This is a genomic window from Sphingomonas sp. CARO-RG-8B-R24-01, assembly GCF_022662295.1.
In the GTDB taxonomy this organism is placed as follows: domain Bacteria; phylum Pseudomonadota; class Alphaproteobacteria; order Sphingomonadales; family Sphingomonadaceae; genus Sphingomonas.
In genome coordinates, this window is sequence record NZ_JAKNQI010000009.1 from 123,811 (window position 1) to 142,697 (window position 18,887).

Here is an 18,887-nt window from a genome sequence, read left to right on the forward strand (position 1 = left end):
AATTCAATGCCGAGGAGCTTTCCTATGCCCTATATCAAGACTCGCGACGGTACCGATCTGTACGTCAAGGATTGGGGAAGCGGCCGCCCGGTCGTGCTGATCCATGGCTGGCCGCTCAATTCGGACAGCTGGGACGCGCAGGCGATGGCGCTCGCCGACGCAGGGTTCCGCGCGATCGCGTACGATCGCCGCGGGTTCGGCCGGTCGGGCCAGCCGTGGACCGGTTATGACTATGACACGCTGACCGACGATCTGGCAGACGTGCTGGAGCAGACCGGCGCGAACGACGCCACGCTGGTCGGCTTCTCGATGGGTGGCGGCGAAGTCGCGCGCTACATGAGCCGCCATGACGGCAAGGGCGTCGTTGCTGCGGGCCTGATCGCCTCCGTTGTGCCGTACATGCTCCAGACCGACGACAACCCGCACGGCGTGCCCGAAGACAAACTCGCTGCCATCGGCGAAGGCATTCAGAAGGACCGCTACGGCTTCTTCCAGACCTTCATGAAGCAGTTCCTCGGCGTCGGGTTCATTTCGTCGCCGGTCAGCAACGAGACGGTCGAGTGGGCGTGGTCGCAGACCAATCTGGCGGGCCTCAAGCCGATCCTCGCGTGCGCACAGTCGTTCGGACATACCGACTTCCGTCCGGATCTTGCCGCATTTCGCGTACCGACGCTGATCGTCCATGGGACGAGTGACCAGACGGTGCCGATCGACGCCACCGGACGCCGCGCGGCCGAGGGCATCGCGACCGCCCAGCTGGTGGAATATGAGGGCGCCCCGCATGCGTTGACGATCACGGAGAGCGACCGGTTCACGAACGATCTGCTGACGTTCTTGGGGCGGTAAATCGCTGCGTTCCGCAGGCTCGCGCGAGGCTGCTGCTTTGTCTCGCCCCTACCCTTCGGGGGAGGGGTTGGGGGTGGGGGACGCCTCGCAGAGAAGTCGGCCGGCCGTGCTGCACGGCCCCATACCAACCCCGCTCCCAAGCGGAACAGATTTCAGCCGGCCCAAACGGCGGCCGCTACTTCAGCGGAACGATCACTTCATCCTGATGCACCACGCCAAGATCCTTGCGCGCGAGTTCATCCGCCAGATCCGGATCCGCGTGCCGCGGGTCGAGCAACGCGACCCGGTTCTTCAATTCGCCGCGATTGCGGTCCAGCAACGCCAGCTGACGCTGCTTGACCGCAAGCTGTCGCTCGATGTCGCCATAGGCCAGCACACCGTTCGGCCCGAACACGGCATAACCACCAAAAAACAGCCCGACGATCATCAGCGCCGCCGGCGCGATCGCGCGGCGGAGAAGCATGCGGTGGTTGGAGCGGTGCTTGATCACGAGCGCGATTCTCGCGCATCGCGACTCGTGGATCAAGCTGTTATTTGAGAAAAATTACGCGCGCAGGATCGACCGTCCGGCATAGACCGCGGCGCCCTCCAGCTCCTCTTCGATCCGGATCAGCTGGTTGTACTTCGCGAGCCGGTCGGAGCGCGCAAGGCTGCCCGTCTTAATCTGCCCGCAATTGGTCGCGACCGCCAGATCGGCGATCGTCGAATCCTCGGTCTCGCCCGAGCGATGCGACATCACGGCGGTATAATTCGCGCGGTTCGCCATCGACACCGCCTCGAGCGTCTCCGTCAGCGTGCCGATCTGGTTGACCTTGACCAGCAGCGAGTTGGCGAGACCGTCCTTGATCCCCTGCCCCAGCCGCTTCGGGTTGGTCACGAACAGATCGTCGCCGACCAGCTGGACCGTGTCGCCGCAAAGATCGGTAAGCGCCTTCCAGCCCTCGAAATCGTCCTCGGCCATGCCATCTTCGATCGAGAAGATCGGGTAGCGCCGCGCGAGATCCGCCAGATATTCGGCCATTTCGTGGCTGTTCAGGCTCTTGCCCTCGCCCGAGATTTCATACTTGCCGTTCTTATAGAATTCGGTCGCCGCGCAATCGAGCGCGAGCATCACGTCCTCGCCCGGCTTGTACCCGGCCGTTTCGATCGAGCGCAGGATGAATTCGATCGCCTCGTCGTTCGACGCGATGTTGGGCGCGAAGCCGCCCTCGTCGCCGACCGACGTCGCCAGGCCCTTGTCGTGCAGGCCCTTCTTGAGCGTGTGGAAGATCTCCGACCCGCAGCGGACCGCTTCGAGGATCGACGACGCGCCGACCGGCACGATCATGAATTCCTGGAAATCGATCGGGTTGTCGGCATGTTCGCCGCCGTTGATGATGTTCATCATCGGCACCGGCAGGACATGCGCGGCGACGCCGCCGACATAGCGGTACAACGGCAGGCTGCGCGCATCGGCAGCGGCCTTGGCGACCGCGAGCGACACGCCGAGGATCGCGTTCGCGCCCAGGCGGCTCTTGTTGTCGGTCCCGTCGAGCTCGATCATCGTGTGATCGACATCGCGCTGGTCCTCGGCTTCGAGCCCGAGCACCGCATCGGCGATCTCGCGGTTGACCGCCTCGACTGCCTGGTCGACGCCCTTGCCGCCCCAGCGGCTCTTGTCGCCGTCGCGTTTTTCGACCGCTTCGTGCTTTCCGGTCGAGGCGCCCGAGGGGACCGCGGCGCGGCCGAAGCTGCCGTCTTCCAGCATCACGTCGACCTCGACCGTGGGGTTGCCCCGGCTATCGAGGATCGTACGGGCATGAATGTCGATGATTGCGGTCACGGAACGATCCTTCTACCAATTTCGGGAATGGCGTCGCGGGTGCCTCTATCGCCTAACCGGTGTCGCCGCAATTCGTGCGCGACCGATGGAACTAGGCGCGGCCCGGACCGCTTATTGTCGGCAAGTAACAATTGGAGGGCACTATCATGGCCACGACCCCAGGTTCCGAGACGGGCGCAAATGCGCAGGCAGACGCCAACGAAAAGATCAATGCAGCCGCCGGTGCGGCCAAGGAAGCGGCGTCGTCTGCCCGCGACGAAGCGCAGAAGCTGACGAGCGGCGCGGCTCAGCTGTTCAAGGACGGCACCGACAAGCTCGGCAAGGAAGTGGTCGATCGCGCCAAGAGCTATGCCGAGGACGGCAAGGCCCGCGCCGGCACCGCGCTCGACGAGATCGTTCAGATGATCAATGACGCCGCCGGTACGGTCGACGACAAGCTGGGCTCGCAATACGGCCAGTATGCGCGCACCGCCGCCGACAAGGTCCAGGGTTTCTCGGAAGGCCTCAAGGCGAAGCAGCTCGACGATCTCATCGAAGATGCGCGCGGGTTCGTCCAGAAGAGCCCCGCCGTCGCGATCGGCACCGCCGCTGCGCTCGGGTTCGTGCTGGTACGCCTGATCCAGTCGGGTCTCGCCGCCGACAGCGACACCAAGGCCTGATCGCGGCGTGACGGGGGCCCGGATGAGCGAAATCCTGAAGAATGCCGGGCCCGCCTCGGCGGACGACAGCGTGGCGACCTTATTGTCGCGTGCGATGTCGGACGTCGAGGAGGTGGCGCGCGCCGAAATCGAGCTTCGCAAGGCAACGCTGTTCGCCAAGGTCGATGAGGCCAAGGCAGGCGTGGTACTATTGGTCGCCGCGGCGATCATCGGCCTGCTTGCGCTGATCGGGCTTGTGGTGGGAGTGTTGATGATCCTCACGCCACTGGTCGGCCCGATCTGGGCAACGGTCATCGTGGTCGGCGTGCTGCTGGTGGTAGCGGGCGTGCTCGGCATGATGGGCATCGGCCATTTCAAGCGGATGTCGGCCGTTCCGGAGGTGGGGGCATGAGCAAGACTCCAGCCGCCGCACGCGTCGTCGCGGCGCAGGCGCGCGCAGAAGCGGCGCGGGCCAACCTGTCCGAAACGATCGGCGTCATTCAGAAACGGGCCAATCCGCAGACGATCGCCTCGGACGTGGTGGCGACGCTTAAAACGCGCGGGACCGCGGTCATGCAGACCGCGATGGATACGGCGGAACAGCGGCCATGGGCAACCGTCGCCGGCGTGGCACTGACCAGCCTGTTCCTCGCGCGTGGAACGATCTCCCGTATGTTCCGCGGACGCGACAAACCCAAGCGCTGACGCGCTGACAAATTCCAGGAGACAGAGTGTGACCGTAAAAGAAACCCTTCAGTCGCAAGGCGCTGCGTTTTCCGAAAAGGCGCATGACGCCATCGACGTCGCCCGTGAAAACGTCGGCAAGGCCGTCGACACCGCGCGCGAAACCGCCGGCAAGGCGGCCGAAACGACATCCCATGCAGCACAGGATTTCGGCCATCGCGCCGCAGCGATGATCGAGGCGAGCCCGCTTGGCGTGCTGGTCGGCGGGATCGCGGCCGGGATGCTCGCGGGGTCGTTGCTGCCGCGTACGCAAAGCGAGGCACGCCTGCTGGCGCCGGTCGGCAAGCGCCTGACCGACACGGCGCATGGCGCCATCGATGCCGCCAAGGAAACCGCCCAGTCTGAATTCGCGTCGCTCGGGCTTTCGCGCGATTCGGCCAAGGATCAGGTTGGCAAGCTGCTCGGTGGCGTTGTCAACGCCTTGACCGCGGCGGGCACGGCGGCGCTGACTGCGAAGCTGTCTGGCGGCAATGCGCCGGCCAGCGTCTCGCCCGCTCCGGCGGAACAGGCGAACGCTGCGCCGACCCGCCCCGCCGCGTCGGCCGGCACGCCGACCACCGCTCCCAAAACCGGCGGCGATACGGAATAATCCGTCAAGACAGGTTCCCGAAGCGGCCCGGCGTGCCTATGAGGTGCGCGAAACCTGCTGTCTTCGGGAACCTATTATCATGAGCAAGCTTCACCTGGTCTTCGGTGGCCGCGTCCGCGATCCGCGCGGCGTGGACTTCGTGGATACGTCCGCGATCGAGATCGTCGGCGTGTTTCCGGACTATGCCAGCGCCGAGAAGGCCTGGCGCGCCGCTGCGCAGCGCACGGTCGACGATGCGGAGATGAAGTTCGTCGTGGTGCATCTGCACCGGTTGCTCGAGCCTGCGCTCACCACACCGGGCACTGCCGCCTGACGATCAGAAATTCGCCGATCGACGCTCGCGTGGTCCTGCGCACGCAGGCGCACCAGAGCGTCGAAAGCTAGGGCGCTTTACCCTTGACTCCTGCTTCCGCAGGAGAACAGGCGTCCGTATCGCTCAGATGAACTCGATCTTCGAGACGACGTAGTAGCGGTCGCCCGATGGAACGGTCACTTCGACCTCGTCATCGAGCTTCCGCCCGATCAGCGCACGCCCGAGCGGCGAGTTGTACGAAATGCGGCCGCCCTTGGCGTTCGCCTCGGTCTGGCCGACGATCTGGTAGGTGACGGGTTTGTCGTCCTCGTCCATCAGCGTGACGGTCGCGCCGAACACAACCTTGTCGCCCGACAGGTCACGCGGGTCGATGACCTGCGCACGCGCGAGCTTGTCCTCGATGTCGCTGATCGACGCTTCGATCTGGCCCTGACGCTCCTTGGCGGCGTGATATTCGGCGTTTTCCGAAAGGTCGCCATGCGCGCGCGCCTCTTCGATCGCATCCACGATCGTCGGGCGTTCCGCCTTCAGCCGTTTCAGGTCTGCATTCAGCGTTTCATAGCCTTCCTGCAGCATCGGCATCTTTTCGACGGTAGCCATCCCTTAAACCCTTTGTCTTCGAACAATCCCTTATCAAGCGAACCCTCCGAGGAGGGGCCGCCCGCACTGTTTCAATATGTCGGGATCAATGGTGCGAAGAGGAATAATAGGATTGTAACGGTCGCACTTCAAGACTGCGCGTCGAAAGCGCGACGATTGCCTGCGCCGCCTCGACGCTCGCGGGTGCCGTGGTGAAGTACGGAATCTTCAACTGAAGCGCCGATGCACGGATCGGTTGCGAGTCCTTGAGGCTCTGCCAGCCCTCGGTCGTGTTGAAAATGAGCGCGATCTCGCCGTTCTTGATCCGGTCGACGATATGCGGCCGTCCCTGCGCGACCTTGTTGACGCGCTCGACGGCCACGCCCTGCGCCGCCAGGTAATCCGCGGTGCCGCCGGTCGCGACGATCGTGAAGCCATGCCCGGCCAGTGCGCGCACGCCCGGCAGGATCACCGGCTTGTCGGTATCCTTGACGCTGACGAACACCGCGCCCGCCTTTGGCAGGATCGTCCCCGCGCCAAGCTGCGACTTGGCAAAGGCGAGCGTGAAATCAGGGTCGATCCCCATCACTTCGCCCGTGCTCTTCATTTCGGGCGACAGCACCGGATCGACGCCGGGGAAGCGATTGAACGGGAACACCGCTTCCTTGACCGCGAAATAATCGATGTTGCGATCGATCACGGGCAGATTGGCGAGCTTCTCCCCTGCCATCACACGCGCGGCGATCTTGGCGATCGGTGCGCCGATCGCCTTGGCGACGAACGGCACGGTGCGGCTGGCGCGCGGGTTGACCTCGATGAGATAGACCTGCCCGCCCTTGACCGCGAACTGGATGTTCATCAGGCCGACCACCGACAGCGCCTTGGCAAGCGCGGCAGTCTGCTTCTCGATCTCTTCGATGATCGCGGGCGTCAGGCTGTACGGCGGGATCGAGCAGGCGCTGTCGCCCGAATGGACCCCGGCTTCCTCGATATGCTGGAGCACGCCCGCGACGACGACGTCGGTGCCGTCCGAGATGGCGTCGACATCGACCTCGATCGCGTCGCGCAGATACTGATCGATCAGTACCGGCGAATCGCCCGACACCTGCACCGCGGTCGCGATGTAATTGTCGAGCTGTGCCGGACCGTCGACGATCTCCATCGCACGCCCACCGAGCACGTAGCTCGGGCGCATCAGCACTGGGTAGCCGATCCGCTCGGCGACCGCGATCGCCTCGTCACGGCTGCGCGCGATGCCGTTGGCGGGCTGGAGCAGGCCAAGCTTGTTGATGAGCGCCGCGAACCGCTCGCGGTCCTCCGCCAGATCGATCGCGTCGGGGGAGGTGCCGAGGATCGGGATCCCCGCGTCCTGCAGCGCCTGCGCGAGGTTGAGCGGGGTCTGCCCGCCGAACTGGACGATCACGCCGACGAGCGTGCCGTTCTGCTGCTCGACGTGGAGGATCTCGAGCACGTCCTCCGCGGTCAGCGGCTCGAAGTAGAGGCGGTCGGACGTGTCATAGTCGGTCGACACCGTCTCCGGGTTGCAGTTGACCATGATCGTCTCATAGCCGGCATCCGCGAGCGCAAAGCACGCATGGCAGCAGCAGTAATCGAACTCGATCCCCTGCCCGATCCGGTTCGGCCCGCCACCGAGGATGACGATCTTACGCCGGTCGGTCGGCTGGCTTTCGCACTCGGGCTCGCCGAAGCTCGGGGCTTCGTAGGTCGAATACATGTACGGCGTCTTGGCGTTGAACTCCGCCGCGCAGGTGTCGATCCGCTTGAACACCGGACGCACGCCGAGCCGATGCCGCAGCGCGCGCACTTCGGCCTCGGTCACGCCGCCGGTCATCGCGACGATCGCGTCGTGGACCAGCCCCGACCCACGCGCGATGCCACGGGCGTTGCCGCGAAGATTCGCTGATTTCAGAGCGAGATAGGCGAGCCGCTTGTCACTGAATCCCATCGACTTCAGACGCCGCATCCCGGGCGCGTCGATCGGCAGGCCGTTGGCGCAGATCTGCTCCTCGGCCGCGACGATCTCGGCGATCCGTTCGAGGAACCACGGGTCGTATTTCGCCAGCGCATGGACTTCGGCGACGGTGAAGCCCTCGCGCAGCGCCTGGGCTGCGACGAGCAACCGGTCGGGCGTCGCGATCGCGAGCGCGGCCTCGATCTCGGCGCGCGGGGCGCCTTCGAGGCGGTCGATCATGTTGAACCCCGACAGCCCGGTTTCGAGCCCGCGGAGTGCCTTCTGCAGGCTCTCATGGATGTTGCGGCCGATCGCCATGACTTCGCCGACCGACTTCATCGCGGTCGACAGAACGGCTTCCGCGCCCTTGAACTTCTCGAACGCGAAACGCGGGATCTTGGTGACGACGTAATCGATCGTCGGCTCGAACGACGCCGGGGTCGCGCCGGTGATGTCGTTCATGATCTCGTCGAGCGTATAGCCGACCGCGAGCTTGGCGGCGACCTTGGCGATCGGGAAGCCGGTCGCCTTCGACGCGAGCGCCGACGAGCGCGACACGCGCGGGTTCATCTCGATCACGATCAGGCGCCCGTCCTTGGGGTTGACCGCGAACTGCACGTTCGACCCGCCCGTCTCGACGCCGATCTCACGCAGGCACGCGATGCTCGCGTTGCGCATGATCTGATATTCCTTGTCGGTCAGCGTCAGCGCGGGCGCGACGGTGATCGAGTCGCCCGTGTGGACGCCCATCGGATCGATATTCTCGATCGAGCAGATGATGATGGCATTGTCGGCGCGGTCGCGCACGACTTCCATCTCATATTCCTTCCAGCCGATCAGCGATTCCTCGATCAGCACTTCGGTCGTCGGCGAGGCGTCGAGCCCCGAGCGCACGATCGTCTCGAATTCCTCGCGATTGTACGCGATCCCGCCGCCGGTGCCGCCCATCGTGAAGCTCGGCCGGATGATCGAGGGAAGTCCTGTCCGTTCAAGCACTTCGAACGCTTCGGTGAGGCTGTGTGCGATGCCGGAGCGCGCGCTCTCGAGACCGATCTTGGTCATCGCGTCACGGAACTTCATCCGGTCCTCGGCCTTGTCGATCGCCTCGGCATCCGCCCCGATCATCTCGACGCCGTATTTCTCGAGCGTGCCGTCGTTGAACAACGCGAGCGCGGTGTTGAGCGCGGTCTGCCCACCCATCGTCGGCAGGATCGCGTCGGGGCGCTCCTTCTCGATGATCTTTGCGACGATCTCGGGGGTGATCGGCTCGACATAGGTCGCGTCCGCCAGCTCGGGATCGGTCATGATCGTGGCGGGGTTCGAGTTCACCAGGATGATGCGATAGCCATCTTCCTTGAGCGCCTTGATCGCCTGCGTGCCCGAATAATCGAACTCGCACGCCTGCCCGATGACGATCGGCCCCGCGCCGACGACGAGGATCGAGGAGATGTCGGTACGTTTTGGCATCAGTGGGTCTGTCCGGTTTCTTCGGTGTCGTCCGCGTCGTCGTCGCTGCCGTCCTCGGACGTGCAGCCCCAGCCATCATATTCGACGCCGTAGGCCAGCTCGATCTGGACGCACTTGCGGGTCAGCGCGCGGATCGAGGCTTCGTCGGCGGCCTGTTCGCGGCCGAGGAACAGGCACATCTCGCCTTCCTCATCCTCTTCGCGCTCGATCACTTCGAAGCCGAGTTCCTCGGCATCCGCCTCGAGCTTGTCGAGCGCCGCATCATCACCACGGAAGCTGACGTCGACCGGGCGGACGAGATGCGCGATGTCGCCGCTTTCCTTGAGGCTGGCGAGCACGTCCTTGTCGGCGGCCCATTCTTCTTCGAGCCGGGCTTGCGGGACTTCTGGGAGGTTCATCATGCCGGTGCTTTCAGAGATGAGACGAATTTCTCGAACAGATACAGGCTGTCCTGCGGGCCGGGGCTCGCTTCGGGGTGATATTGCACGCTGAACGCAGGGCGGTCGGTGAGTTCGATCCCGGCGTTGGAGCCGTCGAACAGCGACACATGCGTCTCGCGCGCGGTAGGCGGCAGGGTCGCGCGTTCGACCGAGAAGCCGTGGTTCATCGAGGTGATTTCCACCGCGCCGTCGCTGAGGCGCTGGACCGGGTGGTTGGCGCCGCGGTGGCCCTGGAACATCTTGGTCGTGCTCGCGCCGACTGCGAGCGCGAGGAGCTGGTGGCCAAGGCAGATGCCGAACAGCGGCTTGCCGGTGTCGAGCAGCTGCTGGATCACCGGCACGGCGTATTCGCCGGTCGCGGCGGGGTCGCCCGGGCCGTTCGACAGGAAGATGCCGTCGGGCGCGAGCGCCATGATCTCGTCGAAGCTCGCCTGCGCGGGGACGACCGAGACGTCGGCACCAGCGGCAACGAGGTTGCGGAAGATGTTGCGCTTCGAGCCGTAGTCGATCGCGACGACATGCGGCCGCGTCTTCTGAAGCCCCTCCCCTTCAGGGGAGGGGTTTGGGGTGGGGCTGTCGTGCGAAATCGCGGGCTCCGCTGGCTGCACGGCCCCACCCCCAGCCCCTCCCCTGAAGGGGAGGGGTGAGGAAGTGCTCTGAAGCCCCTCCCCTTCAGGGGAGGGGTTTGGGGTGGGGCTGTCCTGTGCAATCGCGGGGTCCGCTTGCTGCACGGCCCCACCCCCGGCCCCTCCCCTGAAGGGGAGGGGGGAAGAAGTGTCGTAGCCTTTGCCGAGCTTCCACGTGCCGCCAGCGGTTTCGGCACCCCAGCCATAATGCATCTCGGTGCTCACCCCGAGCGCAAGGTCCATGCCCTCAAGCCCCGGCCACGCCCGCGCCATGTCGAGCAGCGCAGCCACATCGAACACGCCGTCGGCCGCATGCGCGATGACGCCGTTGGGCGCGCCGCCGCTACGGATCCGGCGCGTCAGCGCGCGCGTATCGACGCCCGACAGGCCGATTCGCCCGTGCTTCGCCATCCACGCATCGAGTCGCTCGGTGCTCCGGAAATTGCTCGGTTCGGTCACGTCCTCGCGCACGATCATGCCGAGCGCGTGCGGGTCGTCCGCCTCGACGTCGTCCGCATTCGCGCCGACATTGCCGATATGCGGGAAGGTGAAGGTGATCATCTGGCCCGCAAAGCTCGGGTCGGTCATGATTTCCTGATAGCCCGTCATCGCGGTGTGGAAGCAGACTTCGCCGACGGCGGCACCTTCCGCGCCGAACCCCCTGCCCCATACGATCTCGCCAGTGGATAGCACCAATACGCCGGTGGCTCCGTCGGGCGCAGTCATGGGATTGGCGTCGGCCATTGCGGCGGGCACTCCGTTTTTCGTTTCGATGTCGCTAAGCGCCGGGAGCTAGAGGGGGATGGGCAGTGCGTCAATCGGATAAACCCGCTACCCTCCTGCCCCAGCAAAAGGACGACACATGATTCGAGACGACATCAAGGCTGCACTCATCACCGCGATGAAGGGCGGCGACAAGGCTGGCACCGCGACCCTCCGGCTGGTGCAGTCGTCGATCAAGAATCGCGACATCGAGGCACGCGCGCCGCAGTCGCGCGAGGGCAAGGCGCCGGACGACGACAATGTGCTCGTGGTCGAGGTGCTGCAGAAGATGATCAAGCAGCGTCGCGAGTCGATCGACATGTACGTGAAGGGCGGACGCCAGGAACTGGCCGATGCGGAAGGCGCGGAAATTGCGGTGATCGAGCAGTTCCTGCCCGCGCAGCTCGACGAAGCGCAGACCGCTGCGGCGATCGAGGCGATCAAGACCGATCTTGGCGCTACGGGCATGAAGGACATGGGCCGCGTGATGGCGGAGCTGAAGGCGCGCCACGCGAGCGAGATCGACATGAGCAAGGCGAGTGCTGCGGTGAAGGCTGCGCTGGCGTAATGGACGAGGGCGACGCCCTTCTTCCTCCCCTCCCGCTCGCGGGAGGGGACCGAGGGGTGGGCGCGCGGTTCAAACTGGGCCGGCCGACTGCGGCGGCGAAGGCGCTCCGCAACGAAGCCACGCTGCACGAGCAACTGCTCTGGCGACAGCTGAAAGGCCGTCGCCTGTTCGGTCTGAAGTTCACTCGTCAGATGCCGATCGCCGGCTACATCGTGGATTTTGCGTGTCGCGAGCATATATTGGCGGTCGAACTTGACGGCAGCCAGCATGGCGATGCCGTGGCGTATGATGCCGCGCGAACCAGCGCGATCGAACGTGCCGGGTATCGCGTCCTCCGGTTTTGGAACAACGATCTGACTTCGAACATGACGGGCGTCTTGGAAACGATTGCTGACGCTGCGCTTGGTGGAGAGCGCGTGCCCACCCCCTACCCCCTCCCGCGAGCGGGAGGGGAGCACGCGGAGCAATCGGCGCGCAATACGGGAACTGTGAAGCCGTGACCCTCTCCCCCCAATTCCTCGACGAACTCCGCAGCCGCACCCTCCTGTCCGGCCTGATCGGCAAGACCACCAAGCTTCAGAAGGCAGGCCGCGAGTGGCGTGCGTGCTGCCCGTTCCACAACGAAAAGACCCCGTCGTTCTACGTCAACGACGACAAGGGCTTCTACCACTGCTTCGGCTGCTCGGCGCATGGCGACGCGATCCGCTGGATGACCGAGCAGCGCGGGCTGCCGTTCATGGATGCGGTCAAGGAACTCGCGCAGACCGCTGGCATGGAACTCCCCGCGATGGACCCGCGCGCCGCGGAGAAAGCGGAAGCCGCCAAGGGCCTTCACGAAGCGTGTAGCGACGCCGCAACCTGGTTCACCGAGCAGCTCGACGGCCTCGCCGGCGCGACCGCGCGCGGGGTGCTCGCCAAGCGCGGGATCAAGCCCGAGACCGCGCGGACCTTCGGGCTCGGCTTCTCGCCCGATTCGCGCGGCGGGCTCAAGACCGCGCTCAAGGATTATGGCGACCCGCTGCTGATCGAGGCCGGGTTGCTGATCAAGGTCGACGACAAGGTCCCGTACGATCGCTTCCGCGGCCGCCTGATGATCCCGATCCGCGATCCGCGCGGGCGGACGATTGCGTTCGGCGGCCGCATTATCGGCGACGGCGAACCCAAATACCTCAATTCCCCCGAAACCCCGTTGTTCGACAAGGGCCGCACGCTCTACAATCTCGATCGCGCCGCGCCCGCCTCGCGCAAGACGGGGCGCGTGCTGGTGGTCGAGGGCTATATGGACGTGATCGCGCTCGCGCAGGCGGGGTTCGGCGAGGCGGTCGCCCCGCTCGGCACCGCGCTGACCGAGCCGCAATTGGAGCGGCTGTGGCGATTGTGCGAAGTCCCGATCCTGTGCTTCGACGGTGACAGCGCGGGACAGAAGGCCGCGCTCCGTGCAGCCCACCGCGCTCTCCCGCTGCTCCAGCCCGGGCGCAGCCTTGCCTTCGTCACCCTGCCCGCGGGCCAGGATCCGGACGATCTGGTCCGCGCCAAGGGGCCGGGCGCGTTCGAGGCGTTGCTCCAGCAGACCGAACCGCTGGTCGACCGCTTGTGGAAAAGCGAGCTCTCCGCCGAGCCGCGCGACACGCCCGAGCAGAAGGCCGGCCTCAAGGCGCGGCTCGCCGATCTTGCCAAGACGATCGCCGACAGCAACGTCGCGCACGAATATCAGGCCGAATTCCGCACCCGCTTCGACGAAGCCTTTCGCCCGCAACGCAAGGCGTTCGAACCGCGCGCGCCGTTCCAGCCGTTCCAGCGCGGCAAGCCCGGCAAACCGTATAAAGCGCCTCATTTTCCCGTCGGAGAGGGTGTCAAATCGGTACGCACGCGCGGGATCGACCCGATCCTCGCCAAGGCGGTGCTCGCCGGACTGATCCGCCATCCAGCGGAAATTGCGCGCCATATGGAAGTGCTTGGGAGCCTCAAACTGGGCGACGACGCACTCGGGCGGCTCTTCGAGGCAGTCGTCGATCTCGCGGTCGAAGACCATGTGCTTGATAGTGACCGGTTGCTCACCATATTGGCTTCATCCGGATTTGACAGTATCGCGCATGATCTGCTGCGACCCGACCGATTGTCGTGTTCGTTCACGCAGAAGGATGCCGAGCCGGCCCGGGCGCGCGAGGACCTCGATGAGGCGATCGCGATCCTGGTGGCGCGACCCGAAGTCGACGCCGCGCTGGCTGAGGCGACCGCTGCCATGCAGTCGGACTATTCGGATGAGGCCTTTGCCCGCCAGGTGGCGTTGGTGAAGGAAAAACAGACGCTCGACGCGCGGCTTGCAAATCTGGTGCAGTCGAACGAAGACGCAAGAAGCTTTATGACCGAGGGCAGTTGATGGCGAAGACGGATATGGCGGACGTTGCGGATACGACCGAGTCGAGCGACGCACCGCTGATCGATTTGAACGATGCTTCGATCAAGAAGGTCATCGCTCGCGCCAAGAAGCGCGGGTACATCACCTATGAGCAGCTCAACGAAGCGTTGCCGCAGGGCGAGATGTCGTCCGACCAGATCGAGGACATCAGCGCCGCGCTCAGCGAGATGGGCATCAACATCGTCGAGAATGACGAGCAGGGCGAGGACGGCGACGAGCCGGCCAAGGCCGAGGACGATGATGATGCGGAGCCGGTAGACGCGTCCGAGGACGCTGGCCCCGCGCTCGACGTCAAGAAGAAGGAAATCGTCGACCGCACCGACGATCCCGTCCGCATGTATCTGCGTGAGATGGGCGCGGTCGAGCTCCTGAGCCGTGAGGGCGAAATCGCCATCGCCAAGCGGATCGAAGCCGGTCGCGACACGATGATCCTCGGCCTTTGCGAATCGCCGATCACCTTCAACGCGATCATCGACTGGTCGACCGCGCTCAACGAAGGCACGATGCAGCTGCGTGAGATCATGGATCTCGACGCGATGCTGTCGAAGGACCCCGCGCCGGAAGCGATGGCCGAAGCCGAGGATGGCGACGGCGAGATTTCGGAAAAGAACGCCGGCCCCTCGTTCAAGGAAGAAGCCGAGCCCGAGGAACCGTCGGTCGACGATGACGAGGACGGCGAGCGCCGCACCCCGCGCGCTTCGGACGACGAAGAGGAAGACAACACCCTCAGCCTCGCGCAGATGGAAGAGCAGCTCAAGCCGATCGCGCTCGAGCGTTTCGCCAACATCACCGCGCTCTACAAGAAGTTCTCCAAGATCCAGCAGGCGCGTCTCGACGCGATGGCGGGCGGCGGCGAGTTGTCGACCGGCGACGAGAAGAAGTATCACAAGCTCCGCGAGGAGCTGACCGCCGAAGTCGAGAGCGTCCAGTTCCACAACGCCAAGATCGAATATCTGGTCGACCAGCTCTATGCCTTCAACCGTCGCCTGACCGCGCTTGGTGGCCAAATGCTGCGCCTCGCCGAGCGCCACAAGGTGCCGCGCAAGGACTTCCTCGACCGCTATATCGGGCATGAACTCGACGAGCAGTTCCTGCCGAGCGTCGCCAAGCTCGACAAGAAGTGGACGGCGTTCGTCACCAACGAGGGCGAAGCGGTCGATCGCATCCGCGTCGAAATCAGCGAGATCAGCCAGGCGACCGGCATGGCGCTCGGCGAATTCCGCCGCATCGTCAACATGGTCCAGAAGGGCGAGCGCGAGGCGCGCATCGCCAAGAAGGAAATGGTCGAGGCCAACCTGCGGCTCGTCATTTCGATCGCCAAGAAGTACACCAACCGCGGTCTGCAGTTCCTGGATCTCATCCAGGAAGGCAACATCGGTCTGATGAAGGCGGTCGACAAGTTCGAATATCGCCGAGGCTACAAGTTCTCGACCTATGCGACCTGGTGGATCCGTCAGGCAATCACGCGCTCGATCGCGGATCAGGCGCGGACGATCCGTATCCCGGTCCACATGATCGAGACGATCAACAAGCTGGTGCGCACCAGCCGCCAGTTCCTCCACGAGCAGGGCCGCGAGCCCACGCCCGAGGAAATGGCCGAGCGTCTGTCGATGCCGCTCGAGAAGGTCCGCAAGGTGATGAAGATCGCCAAGGAGCCGATCAGCCTCGAAACCCCGATCGGCGACGAGGAGGATAGCCACCTCGGCGATTTCATCGAGGACAAGAACGCGATCATCCCGGTGGATGCCGCGATCCAGGCGAACCTCAAGGAAACCGTCACGCGGGTGCTTGCATCGCTCACCCCGCGCGAGGAGCGCGTGCTGCGGATGCGCTTCGGGATCGGGATGAACACCGATCACACGCTCGAAGAGGTCGGCCAGCAATTCTCGGTCACGCGCGAACGTATTCGCCAAATCGAAGCAAAAGCGCTACGCAAGCTGAAGCATCCATCGCGGAGTCGCAAAATGCGGAGTTTCCTTGATCAGTAGACCGGTCGCAACAGCACCCCGGGCTCTTTTACTTGCCATTGGCCCGCTGGGGGAGCGGGCCGGACCTTGGCACATCAGTAACAAGCTCATCGAACGCGGATATGCGGTGACGCATCGCCATGTAATGGCAGGCAGCAGTCCGGTTCAGGCATTGCGGGCGTTTCGGGCATGTCATGACATTGCCCAATATGAACTGACCGCTGCCAGCGACTATAGTATCGGCTTCGCGATGGCGTTTGCGGCCATTGTCCGTCGTGCCCGCGGAAGATTGGCGATCGCCGGGATGAACCTTTCCCGGCGGCCCTTTCGCAGTGGCGTTGCGCCGCTCGATCATGTGATCAATCGGATCTTTGGTCGGGTCGATCTGTTCATCGTGCACTCGACGCCCGAAGTGAGCCAGTTCCTGCACCTGCATCGGCTCGATGCTGGCCGTTTTACGGTCGTACCGTGGGGCTTCGACCTTCCGGACGTAGCCGCTCCGGAATGCGCGCTGCCGAACCGCCCTTATGTGGCGGTGGTCGGTCGCAACAATCGTGATTTTGCCACCGTCGCCCGCGCGCTTGACGGTACCGGCATCGCCGGCGTGTTCGTAGGTTGCGCGCAACCGCTGCCGTCCGTCGACGCAGAGATCATTGCCTACGAATCGCTGCCGTTCGATCAGTGCCTCGGCATCATTCGCGGATCCCTCGCCAACGTCATCCCGCTGAACGATTCATCGCGCGGTGCCGGGCATATCACTGCGGTTGCCGGAATGGCGCTGGGCGGCCCCATATCTTTTCCGATGCCGATGTGATCACCGATTATCTTACCGACGGCGTCGAGGGGATCGCCGTGCCGCTGGGCGACGCCACCGCCATGCGGGCCGCGATCCGCCGATTGGCGGACCAGCCCGAGCTTGCCCAGCAAATGGGCGAGGCCGGCCGCCGCACGGCAACCACCCGCCTGACGAACAGCGGCTTTGCCGACCGGACGGCAGCGGTGCTGCTCCCGGTAGCGTGATCCTGCCTGCGCAAGTGCGGGATCGCGAGGGCGCAGAGTAGCCCGACGCTTTCGAGTGTTGCCGTACCTGCGCTCCGCCCCGAGCTGACGATGCCTTCAGCGCCGGATCGCTGCGGCAGCGCCCTCGTCGCTGCCGCAAGATACTGTCGTTCCCGACCTTACCCGGTGGTCGGACGACAGTCGTGACCCGCTCCCCGCTCCTGCCGGAAATGCATCCGTTTTGGCGGCATCGCATGGCTTGAATCGCAGGTTTGCGCGATCAGACGTGCATGACGATCCCGCGTGACCCGTCCATTCCGTCACTAACCCCGCTTGCCGACAATGTCGTAACTTGCTCCAATTTGGTGCGGCATTTTGGTCTGTGGCAGGCGCGCGCCGCTCGCAATCCAGTCTATGTCCTCCAACATGGACGCCCCAAGCTCGTTCTGCTGGCGATCGAAACGCTGGAGGCGCTCTGCGTACCTGGCAAGGAGCGGGAAGCGCCCGCCGTCGACTGGGCGCCGGTGTTCGATGCGGTCAGCGACATCGTGCTGCTCGCCGACGGAGCGGGACGCATTCTCGGCTCCAGCCGAACGGCGCGGCTCCATTTCGGGGCCAGGGCGGGTGTCGGGCAGCCGATCACTGCGATTGCCGCGTCCGTACCGGACAAACAGTTCGACGACGCGATCCGGCGCGTGATCGCGACCGGTAGCGAATCGCGCTTCTCGCTGGCTTCCGGTACGCGGGCCGCGCGGATGCTGGCGTGCACGCTTCTCCCGGCCGGAGACGGAGTCGCGCTAGTCGGAGCCGACGAGACCGCGGCGCAGGAGCATGCGCGACTTGCGGCCACGGCGGCAGCGGCAAGTGATGCGATGGTGGCGGTCCGCAATGTCGCTTTGCTGATCATCGACCGTCATGGTCTTCTACAGGATCCCACCGAGGCCGCCATCGCGCTGCTTGGTCGTCCGCGCGACCAATTGATCGGGACGCAACTGTCCGGAATGATCGCGACCCCGCGGGCGAACGTGATGGATACTGCCATCGCCCGGGTGCTGACCGGCCGTCATCCCGAAACGTTCGACGCGGAACTGGTCCGGAAACGGGGAGAGACGCTGGCGATCTCCGTTGGACTGGCACCGATCTGGCAGGGCGGTCTCGTTCAAAACGTCGCGGCGCTCGTCCGGGCGCGATAAATCATCGGCTCATCGATCGACGAACGGGGGGAAACTATGTGGAATACTAGGCATGCTGTTGTTTAAAGACGATTTGTAGCAGTGATCGAAAGAAGTTTATCCTGCCGCAGGTTCGCGATGCGACGCTGGCAGACCAGCGATCAAAGTCCTAGTTGCCGCGCCGAAGCTTTTCTAAACCAACTCTTTACGCCCATCAGTGTAGTCTTTGAACGACCAATTCGCGGGTGCAGGCCCAAAGTCGGCCCAACGGATCAGAGGACAGTATAAAAATCATGGCAATCGTGGCGACAGACATGCAGCGCGCAGGAGACGGTGCAAGCTCGATCGCAACGCTTGCCGCAAGCGACGGATGTGCGCGCCACCCGTGGGTTGCGCAACTGACCCATCCGGCAGCACCCGGGCGCGATCTGGCCGATGCCGTCCATGCGCTGTGCGCGGTGCATGGCCGGCATGCCGACCTGTTCGAAAAGGCCGGCTACCGTGCAGTCCCCGACCTGGACCAACGCTGGTTGGAGCCGGCCGCCGGCGGTTTTGCGCGAGAGCGCGCCTATATCGCCGCTCTCACCGCCGCGGTCGGCCCCCTCCCCTCGACGGCCGGGCAAGCCGAAAGCGATGCTGCCTTCGCGGCGATGCGTCACGCCTTCGACATGCTCGCAAGCTCGGAACGAACGGGTTGCGCAACGGGCGCGGCTGTCGCGCTACTGATCGACTGGCAGGCATTCCGCGCCATCCTCGACGCCGCCGCCGATCGCTTCAGCGTGGACACGCCCGACCCGGCGCTTCCGGACGAAGTCGAGATCGTCCGTATCGCCGCCGCCGCCGGTGCCACGCCGGCAATCCTCCGCGCCATGCGGTTCGGCGCGCAACAGGCGTTCGCTCAGCACCGCGGCCTGCTCGACCTGCTCGAGGCCCGGGCGATCGCGCGCAACCACCACTAGCGCGC

Annotated in this window: 20 protein-coding genes; 14 read left to right on the top strand and 6 right to left on the bottom strand. The window is 64.8% G+C overall.

The features are described 5' to 3' along the window. Positions 1–24 precede the first annotated feature (24 nt). Positions 25–846 (top strand): alpha/beta hydrolase, encoded by an 822-nt coding sequence (locus tag L8G49_RS17150; protein ID WP_242186943.1) that lies wholly within the window; start codon positions 25–27, stop codon positions 844–846. Between the two features lie 175 nt (positions 847–1,021). On the opposite strand, the gene L8G49_RS17155 is transcribed toward L8G49_RS17150, so the two are convergent. Beyond that, positions 1,022–1,309 carry a septum formation initiator family protein gene (locus L8G49_RS17155; RefSeq protein WP_242140191.1) on the bottom strand — a complete coding sequence of 96 codons (288 nt, stop codon included), beginning with the start codon at positions 1,307–1,309 and terminating at the stop codon, positions 1,022–1,024. An 81-nt stretch (positions 1,310–1,390) separates the two neighbouring features. Then, the gene (eno, locus tag L8G49_RS17160; RefSeq protein WP_242186944.1) at positions 1,391–2,668 is read right to left on the bottom strand and encodes a phosphopyruvate hydratase; all 1,278 of its coding nucleotides are present in this window, start codon (positions 2,666–2,668) and stop codon (positions 1,391–1,393) included. Between the two features lie 146 nt (positions 2,669–2,814). Here eno and L8G49_RS17165 point away from each other — a divergent pair, with 146 nt between their 5' ends. The 5 genes from L8G49_RS17165 (at position 2,815) to L8G49_RS17185 (ending at position 4,952) form a co-directional block, all read left to right on the top strand. Beyond that, entirely contained in the window at positions 2,815–3,327 is a 513-nt protein-coding gene (locus L8G49_RS17165; RefSeq protein ID WP_242140062.1) for a hypothetical protein, read from the top strand. A gap of 22 nt (positions 3,328–3,349) precedes the next feature. Next, the gene (locus L8G49_RS17170) at positions 3,350–3,718 is read left to right on the top strand and encodes a phage holin family protein (protein WP_242140061.1); all 369 of its coding nucleotides are present in this window, start codon (positions 3,350–3,352) and stop codon (positions 3,716–3,718) included. After that, positions 3,715–4,011 carry a DUF3618 domain-containing protein gene (locus L8G49_RS17175; RefSeq protein WP_242186945.1) on the top strand — a complete coding sequence of 99 codons (297 nt, stop codon included), beginning with the start codon at positions 3,715–3,717 and terminating at the stop codon, positions 4,009–4,011. The genes L8G49_RS17170 and L8G49_RS17175 overlap by 4 nt, the downstream gene beginning before the upstream one ends. A 28-nt stretch (positions 4,012–4,039) precedes the next feature. Next, complete coding sequence (locus L8G49_RS17180; protein ID WP_242186946.1) at positions 4,040–4,639, top strand: hypothetical protein; 600 nt, start codon at positions 4,040–4,042, stop codon at positions 4,637–4,639. Between the two features lie 79 nt (positions 4,640–4,718). Next, positions 4,719–4,952: a DUF4170 domain-containing protein gene (locus L8G49_RS17185; RefSeq protein ID WP_242186947.1), complete on the top strand. Its 234-nt coding sequence runs from the start codon at positions 4,719–4,721 to the stop codon at positions 4,950–4,952. A gap of 123 nt (positions 4,953–5,075) precedes the next feature. Here L8G49_RS17185 and greA read toward each other — a convergent pair whose 3' ends face one another. The 4 genes from greA to L8G49_RS17205 form a co-directional block, all read right to left on the bottom strand. After that, positions 5,076–5,552, bottom strand: a complete 477-nt coding sequence (gene greA / locus L8G49_RS17190; RefSeq protein ID WP_242186948.1) for a transcription elongation factor GreA — start codon at positions 5,550–5,552, stop codon at positions 5,076–5,078. A gap of 85 nt (positions 5,553–5,637) precedes the next feature. Then, positions 5,638–8,970, bottom strand: coding sequence for a carbamoyl-phosphate synthase large subunit (carB, locus tag L8G49_RS17195; protein ID WP_242186949.1), 3,333 nt, complete (start codon positions 8,968–8,970; stop codon positions 5,638–5,640). Next, entirely contained in the window at positions 8,970–9,368 is a 399-nt protein-coding gene (locus L8G49_RS17200) for a ribonuclease E inhibitor RraB (RefSeq protein ID WP_242187033.1), read from the bottom strand. Before L8G49_RS17200 ends, carB begins: the two co-directional genes overlap by 1 nt. Further along, positions 9,368–10,780 (bottom strand): carbamoyl phosphate synthase small subunit, encoded by a 1,413-nt coding sequence (locus tag L8G49_RS17205; protein ID WP_242186950.1) that lies wholly within the window; start codon positions 10,778–10,780, stop codon positions 9,368–9,370. Before L8G49_RS17205 ends, L8G49_RS17200 begins: the two co-directional genes overlap by 1 nt. A gap of 118 nt (positions 10,781–10,898) precedes the next feature. On the opposite strand from L8G49_RS17205, the gene L8G49_RS17210 reads away from it, so the two are divergent. The 8 genes from L8G49_RS17210 (at position 10,899) to L8G49_RS17245 (ending at position 18,882) form a co-directional block, all read left to right on the top strand. Next, positions 10,899–11,366 (top strand): GatB/YqeY domain-containing protein, encoded by a 468-nt coding sequence (locus L8G49_RS17210; RefSeq protein ID WP_242186951.1) that lies wholly within the window; start codon positions 10,899–10,901, stop codon positions 11,364–11,366. A 56-nt stretch (positions 11,367–11,422) separates the two neighbouring features. Further along, complete coding sequence (locus L8G49_RS17215) at positions 11,423–11,866, top strand: DUF559 domain-containing protein (protein ID WP_242186952.1); 444 nt, start codon at positions 11,423–11,425, stop codon at positions 11,864–11,866. Then, the gene (dnaG, locus tag L8G49_RS17220; protein WP_242186953.1) at positions 11,863–13,746 is read left to right on the top strand and encodes a DNA primase; all 1,884 of its coding nucleotides are present in this window, start codon (positions 11,863–11,865) and stop codon (positions 13,744–13,746) included. Before L8G49_RS17215 ends, dnaG begins: the two co-directional genes overlap by 4 nt. Continuing rightward, positions 13,746–15,773 (top strand): RNA polymerase sigma factor RpoD, encoded by a 2,028-nt coding sequence (gene rpoD / locus L8G49_RS17225; RefSeq protein ID WP_242186954.1) that lies wholly within the window; start codon positions 13,746–13,748, stop codon positions 15,771–15,773. Before dnaG ends, rpoD begins: the two co-directional genes overlap by 1 nt. Next, positions 15,763–16,566: a hypothetical protein gene (locus L8G49_RS17230; RefSeq protein WP_242186955.1), complete on the top strand. Its 804-nt coding sequence runs from the start codon at positions 15,763–15,765 to the stop codon at positions 16,564–16,566. The genes rpoD and L8G49_RS17230 overlap by 11 nt, the downstream gene beginning before the upstream one ends. After that, complete coding sequence (locus L8G49_RS17235; RefSeq protein WP_242186956.1) at positions 16,563–16,772, top strand: glycosyltransferase; 210 nt, start codon at positions 16,563–16,565, stop codon at positions 16,770–16,772. Before L8G49_RS17230 ends, L8G49_RS17235 begins: the two co-directional genes overlap by 4 nt. Positions 16,773–17,041: 269 nt before the next feature. Beyond that, entirely contained in the window at positions 17,042–17,944 is a 903-nt protein-coding gene (locus tag L8G49_RS17240) for a PAS domain-containing protein (RefSeq protein WP_242186957.1), read from the top strand. A 293-nt stretch (positions 17,945–18,237) separates the two neighbouring features. Further along, a complete protein-coding gene (locus tag L8G49_RS17245) occupies positions 18,238–18,882 on the top strand; it encodes a hypothetical protein (protein ID WP_242186958.1) in 645 nt (214 codons plus the stop codon). Positions 18,883–18,887 lie beyond the last annotated feature (5 nt).

Excerpts from the sequence above, each read along its gene's own strand:
- greA (WP_242186948.1), bottom strand. The coding sequence starts at position 5,552 with ATGGCTACCGTCGAAAAGATGCCGATGCTGCAGGAAGGCTATGAAACG.
- L8G49_RS17170 (WP_242140061.1), top strand. The coding sequence starts at position 3,350 with ATGAGCGAAATCCTGAAGAATGCCGGGCCCGCCTCGGCGGACGACAGC.
- L8G49_RS17245 (WP_242186958.1), top strand. The coding sequence starts at position 18,238 with ATGCAGCGCGCAGGAGACGGTGCAAGCTCGATCGCAACGCTTGCCGCA.
- L8G49_RS17210 (WP_242186951.1), top strand. The coding sequence starts at position 10,899 with ATGATTCGAGACGACATCAAGGCTGCACTCATCACCGCGATGAAGGGC.
- rpoD (WP_242186954.1), top strand. The coding sequence starts at position 13,746 with ATGGCGAAGACGGATATGGCGGACGTTGCGGATACGACCGAGTCGAGC.
- L8G49_RS17150 (WP_242186943.1), top strand. The coding sequence starts at position 25 with ATGCCCTATATCAAGACTCGCGACGGTACCGATCTGTACGTCAAGGAT.
- L8G49_RS17200 (WP_242187033.1), bottom strand. The coding sequence starts at position 9,368 with ATGAACCTCCCAGAAGTCCCGCAAGCCCGGCTCGAAGAAGAATGGGCC.
- L8G49_RS17165 (WP_242140062.1), top strand. The coding sequence starts at position 2,815 with ATGGCCACGACCCCAGGTTCCGAGACGGGCGCAAATGCGCAGGCAGAC.
- L8G49_RS17205 (WP_242186950.1), bottom strand. The coding sequence starts at position 10,780 with ATGGCCGACGCCAATCCCATGACTGCGCCCGACGGAGCCACCGGCGTA.
- L8G49_RS17175 (WP_242186945.1), top strand. The coding sequence starts at position 3,715 with ATGAGCAAGACTCCAGCCGCCGCACGCGTCGTCGCGGCGCAGGCGCGC.
- L8G49_RS17155 (WP_242140191.1), bottom strand. The coding sequence starts at position 1,309 with ATGCTTCTCCGCCGCGCGATCGCGCCGGCGGCGCTGATGATCGTCGGG.
- L8G49_RS17185 (WP_242186947.1), top strand. The coding sequence starts at position 4,719 with ATGAGCAAGCTTCACCTGGTCTTCGGTGGCCGCGTCCGCGATCCGCGC.
- carB (WP_242186949.1), bottom strand. The coding sequence starts at position 8,970 with ATGCCAAAACGTACCGACATCTCCTCGATCCTCGTCGTCGGCGCGGGG.
- L8G49_RS17240 (WP_242186957.1), top strand. The coding sequence starts at position 17,042 with ATGACGATCCCGCGTGACCCGTCCATTCCGTCACTAACCCCGCTTGCC.